The sequence below is a fragment of the Streptomyces sp. NPDC058691 genome, from assembly GCF_042714775.1.
In the GTDB taxonomy this organism is placed as follows: Bacteria; Actinomycetota; Actinomycetes; order Streptomycetales; family Streptomycetaceae; genus Actinacidiphila.
This window is the reverse complement of record NZ_JBHXSO010000060.1, coordinates 37182-45210: the sequence shown is the minus strand read 5'-3', so window position 1 is coordinate 45210 and position 8029 is coordinate 37182. Positions and strand designations below refer to the sequence as shown.

At 63.3% G+C, this 8029-nt stretch carries 7 protein-coding genes and 1 tRNA gene; 2 read left to right on the top strand and 6 right to left on the bottom strand.

What is annotated here, in order from left to right; genetic code table 11:
* Nucleotides 1-246: 246 nt before the first annotated feature.
* Entirely contained in the window at nucleotides 247-717 is a 471-nt protein-coding gene (locus ACFWVC_RS31845; RefSeq protein WP_384295489.1) for a hypothetical protein, read from the top strand.
* A gap of 105 nt (nucleotides 718-822) precedes the next feature.
* The gene (locus tag ACFWVC_RS31840) at nucleotides 823-1443 is read left to right on the top strand and encodes a GIY-YIG nuclease family protein (protein ID WP_384295485.1); all 621 of its coding nucleotides are present in this window, start codon (nucleotides 823-825) and stop codon (nucleotides 1441-1443) included.
* A gap of 297 nt (nucleotides 1444-1740) precedes the next feature.
* On the opposite strand, the gene ACFWVC_RS31835 is transcribed toward ACFWVC_RS31840, so the two are convergent.
* From ACFWVC_RS31835 to ACFWVC_RS31810, 6 genes are all read right to left on the bottom strand, one after another.
* Complete coding sequence (locus tag ACFWVC_RS31835; protein ID WP_384295480.1) at nucleotides 1741-2325, bottom strand: RloB family protein; 585 nt, start codon at nucleotides 2323-2325, stop codon at nucleotides 1741-1743.
* 1 nt (nucleotide 2326) lies between these two features.
* Complete coding sequence (locus ACFWVC_RS31830) at nucleotides 2327-3652, bottom strand: ATP/GTP-binding protein (RefSeq protein ID WP_384295476.1); 1326 nt, start codon at nucleotides 3650-3652, stop codon at nucleotides 2327-2329.
* 838 nt (nucleotides 3653-4490) lie between these two features.
* Nucleotides 4491-4613: transfer RNA gene (locus ACFWVC_RS31825), tRNA-OTHER, on the bottom strand.
* Between the two features lie 836 nt (nucleotides 4614-5449).
* Nucleotides 5450-6109, bottom strand: coding sequence for an NADPH-dependent FMN reductase (locus ACFWVC_RS31820; protein WP_384295471.1), 660 nt, complete (start codon nucleotides 6107-6109; stop codon nucleotides 5450-5452).
* 294 nt (nucleotides 6110-6403) lie between these two features.
* On the bottom strand, nucleotides 6404-7387 hold the full coding sequence (locus tag ACFWVC_RS31815) for a tetratricopeptide repeat protein (RefSeq protein ID WP_384295466.1): 984 nt from the start codon (nucleotides 7385-7387) through the stop codon (nucleotides 6404-6406).
* Between the two features lie 351 nt (nucleotides 7388-7738).
* Nucleotides 7739-8026 carry a hypothetical protein gene (locus tag ACFWVC_RS31810; RefSeq protein ID WP_384295460.1) on the bottom strand — a complete coding sequence of 96 codons (288 nt, stop codon included), beginning with the start codon at nucleotides 8024-8026 and terminating at the stop codon, nucleotides 7739-7741.
* Nucleotides 8027-8029 lie beyond the last annotated feature (3 nt).

The window sequence follows — 8029 nt, the reverse complement described above, 5'->3', positions numbered from 1 at the left end:
ACCCACGGCTTGACGCTCACGCCCTCACGAACGGCTCAATCGTCGCACCGGTTACGGCTGACCTGCGCCGCTCCACGTGATCGTGTTACGAGCTCCAAGCACCGCAACCGCTGGCGGCGCTAAGTCGGTCAGTCGTGCACCCATTTCGTGAATGCGACACCACCCACAAGCCAACAACCCCGAGTTCGTTCGAGGTTCGGACGCGGAGCGTGACGCGACGGGCAGCCACACCCCACAATCTCCAGCATGATTGCGCTCATCATCGCCCTGGTTCCCACGTTGATTGCCTGGGGCATCACCGTTTGGCAGATGCGAATACAGCGGGTCCGTCAGGTCGAGGACGTGTACGTAGCTCGATACTGGACATTGCTGGACAAGATGTCACCTTCCACCCTGCGCGGTGCGCGCGTAGAGGATTTGGATCAGAAAGCGGTAATCCGCCTATATTTTCGCCTCAGCGAGGATGAAGCCGATTTGCGTGCACAAGGGTGGGTTTCGAAAGACACTTGGCACATCTGGAGCAGCTCCATCCACTCACAGCTACATCGCCAGCCGTTCGAGCACCTCTGGAACGAAACCCTAGAGGACTCCGACGCTGGGCATGAGTATCAATTCACGCACCTACGCAGGCTGTGGCACGACTCCAACTACGATCCGGCACCCACTCGCGGTGCCCGGAGGTGGCTACGCCTGGCTTCACCCCAACGTCCCGCCTGAGCGCCAGCGAGAAAGGATGGTCGTGCCATATCCGTGCCAGAACAGTCGGCCGCTCTGGCCTGCATACTCTCGACCGCCCTAACCACCCGGCCCACAAGGCAGTGGTTGGCCAACCCGCTGTGGATCGACGCATCAGACTGTAATCTGCAGCCACCAACCGTGGTCGAACTTGGAGGCTCCGTGGACGGTGCTGCCATCATCGAGCCTGATCGGCTGTGGTCAGCGCATGAGGTGTTGATCCGACCGAGCCCTGTGCCGGCGGTGGCAGGCGTCTACGGGTGGTATTTCGAGGAGGCGCCCCACGCAGACCTGGATGGCGGACGCCTGCTCTACGTCGGCATAGCTCCGCGACACATGGCGAACCGAGCCAGCTCCCAGAATCTACGCAAACGCGTGCGCTACCACTATCGCGGCAACGCAGCCGGCTCGACCCTGCGGCTTACTCTCGGACGCCTACTCGGGCTAGAACTGCGCCTCGTGGGCAGCGGAACGCGTATGACCTTCGGCAAGGCTGGCGAAACAGCTCTCAGCCAGTGGATGGCAGACAACGCACGAGTGTGCTGGATCGAGCAGAACGAACCATGGACCATGGAGTCTGAGCTCATCTCGAAACTCGACCTACCGCTGAACCTCGACCAGAACCGCCACAACGCCTTCCACGATCGTCTTAAGGCACTGCGAGCCCAAGCACGGCAGCGTGCACGAGAGTTGCCCATCAGCGCATAGGGCGTAAGGCTGACATCACCAGCTGACATCAACGTAGACGGACGCCGCAGTGCGGGGCGGCCGGGTACCGACCGGTCGTCGCTCATGCAGGCGCCTTCTGGCAGTCCGAACGAAGCCTGGCACGAACTTACAAGGCAGATGTCGGCGCTTCGAAACCGTCCAACCCGCCAGCGAGAAGACCCCCAGCCGGGCATCGCCGGGGGCCTTTGACATCCGGATGTGACCCCGTGGCAGCCCCACACTCAAAGCCGCTCCGATCTGGCCCATCCCGTCTGTCGGCGCGTGAGGCGTGGCAGTTCAATTCATAAACTGCATGACGATCTCGTGGACACTAGTCGAGGGATTTGTGTCGCAATTTCCACACTTCTCAATGCGGGCAATCGAACGCTCGACCGCCTCAGGGATGTGTGGTTCATACAATCGGAAGTCCAGGCGAGTCTTATCGTATCCGCCAATATACCTATCCAACATCAACTCCAGCTTTTTGTACGATTCTACATATCCGTTATGCGCACAAAAATGCAGGAGCAGCCAGTATTCAAAGCAGGGGTTAGAAAGGGCAATTCGAATACCTTCACGCTGGGCCAGCTTATTGGCAGGACGCAGGTCAAATTCATCGACGTCTATGACTACCCAGCACTCATCGAATGCGTCTTTGTCAGTGTCGCGATAGCGTACCGCAGCCCTGACCACGGCAAGCGGGTCGGTGGCCTCTATACGAATCTTGATTGCAATATTAGCCTTGCGCTTTGAATCGCGCAGCCCTTCAAGGTATTGCTTCTCCGTCTTCTCCGCTCCGCAGACGACTAGAATTCTCTTGTTCAAATTCCTTACAGCTCGCACCTTGCGATTGGGCGATATTTCACGACGCACGCCGGCCACGCTACTCCCCCGTCCCCCCGGTAACTGCATCAGCGAGTAGCGAAGCATTCACATACGGCACTGCCCCTAGGGCGCCACCCAAGTATCTCTTTTCCCAGTTCATACCGTCCCTCGGTTTGAAGTCCGTAAGGGAGAATAGAGTTGACTCTCCAACATCGCTTTTCTCGACGAACCAAATCTCGTCTCGGTGCAGCAACTCTTCTCCGCCCTGCCGCCCCAAAAGCGAGACATCGTGCGTTGTGAAGATTATCTGCGCACCCTTAGGGTTCGATGATGAGTGCTGAAATAGCCTAACGAGGTGAGCGATCAAAAGGGGATGAAGACTGGTGTCGAGCTCGTCAATCACCAGGGTCCAGCCGTTACGTAGAGCTTGAAGCACGAATCCGATCATGTCGAACCATGCTTTAGTGCCACGCGATTCCTCTTCGAAGGAGAGGTCGGCACTGCGCTGTCCCACATGCTCGAACATTATGTCTCGGCCACGCATCAGGCGGGAAATTTGCCTCTCAGTGAGGTTCGGCCGATCGCCACTGTATATAATCGTTGCGGCACCACCCTTCCCCGGCCGAACTTGAAATCCACCCGGCGGCGGACCGCCTCGATCCTGGGGCACTTCCTCAAAGACGAACTCTACCTCGGGCAGTCGAGCCTCTCGAATTCCTAGGTCTGCCGCGCGAATCAGCTCTTGCACTCGCTCGGCAGTCTCTACAGAACCCAATAGTTCTTGAGTGTTGCGGCGCCGCATGAGTTCGTTTTGCCTGTCATCGCTGGCGAACCAGATACTACTGCGAAACCAGTCGTAGACTGGCCGGAATTCTTCAAGCTTTGCCCGGGCAGCCGCCGACAAGAATAGGCCATTATCAGGCACGAGCTCCTGGAGTAGAGTGACGCGCGGAGCTGCCACACTAGGCCCGATGCTATATTCCTGCCCCTCCCGCTCGAACAATTTCCGCTTGGAACCCTTTGGGTAACCATATAGCCACTCCTCTGTAACTTTACTCCCATCGACAGAGAATCCGTATGAGTAGCGAACCCCTTCCGCCATCACATCAACAGCAAAGGAAGACGGTACGTCCTGGGACGATTCATCGAGCAGGAAGGCATCCCGAGGGGCGCCATCGGAGTTCTTCCAGCTTTGTTCTTGCTCCAAAATGACGTCGTGCATGAAACGGAGACTACGCAGAATATTGGATTTCCCAGACGCGTTTGCACCGTATATGGCCGCCACTCGGAGTGCGTGCTCATTCTTCCTATACACAGGGCGAAGATCGAATTCCTGGGTGTCCTTGAGGGACCGGTAGTTCGCGACCCTATAGTTGAGCAACATCAGATCCTCCAGTACGACCCGGTATCGACCCTTGTGAACAAGTGAATTGCAGATGTGAGGCACTAGCACCCAGCCTACGGGGCTTCAGCCCCCCTTGTCAGGACCGTAAGTGACCCAGTCGAGTGGTGTCACAGGTGGTCGGGAGACCCTAGTCCTCGGCCGCCTGAGCCCCCCTGCCTGGCTCCATGTACCCATGGCCTGCTTGGAGCTTGGATCCGCGGCATCCGTTTACGAGGACGTTCACTTGGGGTTCCGGTAACCGATCAAGGCAGCAGAGTTGCCTACGAAGACAAGGATGTGGTTCCTGGCTCGTAACGTCGGCGCAGACGTAGTCAGCTAGCAAGCCCGGACACAGTCCCTGAACCCGCTGGGGAACTCGATGCCGCTGCATGCGATGAGTGACGCCCCGCTTCCCAGCCGTCGCCGCAGGTGGTCGCATCGTCGGCGATGTGACGCTTGGCTGAGCGCCGGGTACTAGGCCCGCACGGCGGAACGAACGATCCACAGCGGGCCTCTGAGGTCGTGCACCAACCGGCATGATGTTGTCCATGACTTCCAAAGCCAACTCGCACTCCGCTCGTGAGCAAGGGTGGGTGCGAGCACGCCAGGGGGGGCTGCTTCCCGTGGCGGCTGACATCACCACATGACAGCAACGCCAGCTGATGACCGCAGATCGGAACGGCCGGGAAGCAGCCAAAGTCCGGCCGCGTCGACGCCTTCTGGCAATCCGCACCGAGCTGCACTCGAACTTACAAGTCAAGGATCAGCAACGACGCTGCACTTGAGCCTGCCTCGGGGCCTGACGCTGTCTGCTCGTGCCAATGAGAACGGTCGGGTGCGGCGCCGACGGGATTCGAACCCGCGCGCTAGGTAGGGCAAGGGCCGCCCGGACCCGCACTGGAGCGTCGTAGGAGGGACCTTCCTCTACGACGATCGCAATCGACCGCTCTGCCACGGCGCCGCAACCTACGGGACCACGCGATCCCGCTTCGGCGAGCGTAGAGGCAGTCTCGTGCAAAGGGCGACCACATTATTCGCGGATGCCGGCCCAGCTCAGAGAACGTGAAGGTGCGATCCTCGCTGAGGGTCGCGCAGGACTTGTTCCGTGCCACAGCCGTGCCACATCGGGCGGTCAGCCACGGTCAACGACGGGGCGCCGTGGTCGCGATGACTGGCTGAGCTGGAGACTCTCCCAAGCCACTCTGACCTGCGCACCCTCAACAAGCCTGACCACCAGGCTTACAAGGCAGATGTCGGCGGTTCGAAACCGTCCACGCCCACCCCAGTAAACAGGCCATTTGAGGCCAACAGCCCAGGTCGCCGAGCATTTCGGCGCCCTGGGCTGCTGCATTTGCTGCATGCCCCGGAGGCCCTCGGAAACCCCTTGTAATACCCGGTCCCGTCTCCCAAATCTCTCCCAGACGATCAAGGGGACTCCGCAGGTCGGGCACCCCAACGCGGGGCCGCGCCTCCTGGATGGCCGGCCGCCGGCTCCCGCTTGAGCGGGCCGGCCACCCCTTGCGGCACATTCGGGTGACGGCCACCCTTGCGTCGGCAGTTTCCACGAGTTCATGCTGACAGAAGCCTCATCGTCGTCATCGTGCGACCGCCAGAGACCCCTTCCGGGTGACGGCAACCACGGCGCAGAGGCCAGTGATCACCATTGTCGGCGATCACTACGGGAAGAGGTCGCCCCGGCCGGAGCGTTCATCGGGGCTCACCTGGAACGGCAGTTTGAGTTCGGCAAGGCCGGTTGGGGCAGCGACGGCCACTTCATCGGCTACCCCGGCGGACCCATCACCCCTCGGCCCGTTGGGTGACGGCTGCCTCGGTGCGGTCCCCCAGGAACTCGTACCACCGGCGTTCCAGACAGACATAGCGCACGTCCGCCTCGACGAGGCTGAGGAAACCCGACACGGTCTCGGTGAGACGTTGCTGCAGCCCCGGGTCGGCCAGCGTTCCGTCCTCGGCGAAGACCTGGTAGCTGTTGGCCAGGCTGAACATGTCCGGGTAGACGCGGGTGCCCAGGTGCTCCAGGGGAATTCTGAGGGCCCACAGCCCGCGGTTGCCGCCGATCAGGGACGGCGAAGCGGATACGAGCATCGCGTGCTTGGTCTTGAACGGCTGCGGACGGACTCGGGAGACCCAGTCGATCGCGTTCTTCAGCCCTCCCGGCACGGAGGCGTTGTACTCGGGCGAGGAGATGACGAAGGCGTCGCTCTGCTCCAGTCGGTCGCGTAGGGCGAGGGCGCCGGGCGGCAGCCCTTCGGTGGCCTCCACGTCACCGTCGTACAAGGGCATGTCGAAGTCGCGCATGGCGGCGAGGTCGACGGTGGCGCCGGTGTCGGAGATGAGCCGGGCCACGAGGGAGGCGAGGCGGGCGTTGGTCGAATCGGCCCGCAGTGCCGCGCCGAAGACCAGGACCCGCAGCGGGCCGGGTGATGTGTCCGTGGGCATGGTTCCGTCCTTCCGTCGTCGTGGGCATGCGCCTCGGCGAGATGCCCCACTGATCAGTGTGGTTCCGGGAGGGCCGACGTGCGACAGGGCCGGGAACCGTAGGCCCGGAGCAGCCCGGGCCCACGGTTCGGCGCCCGCTCGGGGCCGCCAGGGGCCGCACATCCAGGCGCTCCCCGTCTTCGAGCAGGCGACTGACGTCAGTGCCTGGCATCAGCGCCACACACCAGGGGTCTCCTGGTGTGCACCACGGAGAGGCGACCCGGCCCGGACGTGGTCGAGCGGCCTGGTGCGTGTTCAGTTCGCGCTGATGCTCCGGGCCTTGGCCACGAGTTTCGGGGGCAGCCCAGGCCCCGCGCACGCGTAGTCGATCAGCACGTCCCGGTAGGAGGTGTTAGCGAGCTCCGGCGCCAGGGCGATCAGGTCCCGCAGTTCGTCGGACGAGCCGGACAAGCGCGTGCGATAGGCGGCACCCGCCGCACGCAGGGACGCCTCGTGCGGTTCGTATTGCAGACCCTGTTCGACGAGGGCCACCGCTGCGGCGAAGTCACCCTGCGAAGCACGTACGTCGGCGAGGTCCAGGTAGAGGGACCAGTTGGTGGGATCCAGTGTCAGGGCCTGTTCCAAGGCCGCCGCACCTTGGTCCAGGTCGCCCATCGCGAGCCAGGTGTTCGCTCGTGCGACCTCGGTCCACATGACCCGATCGACGGCATCGGCGCGGTCGCACAGGGCGAAGGCCAGTTCGTAGCGGCCGCAGGCGCGGGGCAGCCGGGACATGGCGGCCAGCGACTCCGGCAGGGGGCTCCGCTCGGACACCACGTCGAGGGCATGAAACCAGGGCGTGAACCGCTCGCGCATCTCGGCGGTGTTGAGGTCGTGGCCATAGTCCAGTGTCCGCAGGCACGCCTCGGCCAGCGCCTCGGCACTCACCGCGCCGAGGAAGCGCGCGTCGCCGAACCACGGGGCGTTGCCCCATGCCACGTCGGGCCTGGCCCCCGTGACCGAACCAAGCGTCATCACCGCGTCATCCATGTCCCCGTCGAGGAACAGGAAGTACGCCTGCGGCAGCACGGCGCTCAAGGAGCCGTCCCCTTCGAGACCCGACTCCAACTCCGAGCGTCGGTCCCGCCACAACTCGGCGAGAGCCGCATAGGGCTCCGGGGCCGCCGGCGCGGAGGCTATCGCCCCCACCAGAAACTTCACGGCGCCGACCGGGCTTCCGCCGCAGTGCGCCATCACACCGGCGAGAGCGACCCCTGCTGTCACTGACTGATTCGACATCGCCGGAGAATATCCGTGGCCAGGGATTCTGTGGAACTCTCCGCTCGCGCGGTGGCGCAGCCGTCGGCTATCCGGCGGCCGACCGGGCCGGGAGCCCGATCGGCCAGGGCCGGCGACCCGGTGGCGGGACGGCGGCCACCCTCGGGGCCGGGCCGACGCCGACGGGTCATCGCTCGCCCCTCAGCGTGGCGGCACTGTCAGAGGCTCCCCGAACGTTGCTCGTCGCCCGCCCATGGAGCGGGCCACGCGCTGGTCGGACAAGCGCCGGCGCGAGGGACCAGCGACGAGCAGAACACAGCGGTGGGCGCGGCCGGGTGGGCCGGAGCCCTCAGACGCCAGGAGTGCGCGACCTCAGTTCACAGCGGCGTTGAAGATCCCGGCGACAATGAGCCAGACAAGGTAGGCGGCCAGGACGACACCGGTCATGGCGAGCGCCTTGAGCGGCGCCGGGAACCGCTTCCTGGCGATGGAGGTGTTGAGGGCGACGCTCAGGAAGCCGATGCCCGCACCGATCGCTCCGCCCACGAACAACCCCAAGGGCAGCACGGACAGCACCCACTGCCACCAGGTGAGCCCGCGGAAACGTGCCCATGGATCGGACTTGTCGAGATCCGGTTCGGCACCCTTGAGCCGCTGCATGTG